Source organism: Corynebacterium sp. UMB0012 (assembly GCF_030216265.1).
Taxonomy (GTDB): domain Bacteria; phylum Actinomycetota; class Actinomycetes; order Mycobacteriales; family Mycobacteriaceae; genus Corynebacterium.
Genome location: NZ_JASOKQ010000143.1, coordinates 1 through 238, shown reverse-complemented (window position 1 = coordinate 238; position 238 = coordinate 1). Strand labels below are relative to the sequence as shown.

Sequence of the window (238 nt, the reverse complement as noted above, 5' to 3'; positions counted from 1 at the left end):
AAGTCCCGCAATTTTTTTAGATATGCGTTTTCCGCTTCCAACCGCGCGATCTGGCGACGCAGCTTCGCTTCCTCCGAGAGCGGCTTCGGCGTGACCGAGCCCTTGGGCCTGCCCTTCGGCTTCGGTTTTAGTGCCTCATCGCCACCATTACGCCATTTCCTCGACCATCCGCTGACCAGCTTCTCTGATGACAGGCCAAACTCGCGCGCAAGATTCATCGCTGTCTCACCAGAAAGGT

1 protein-coding gene is annotated in these 238 nt (G+C 57.1%); it reads right to left on the bottom strand.

Annotation, left to right across the window (positions count from 1 at the left end; genetic code table 11):
- A partial coding sequence (locus QP324_RS12205; RefSeq protein ID WP_284816253.1) for a helix-turn-helix domain-containing protein occupies positions 1 to 238 on the bottom strand: 238 nt, incomplete at both ends.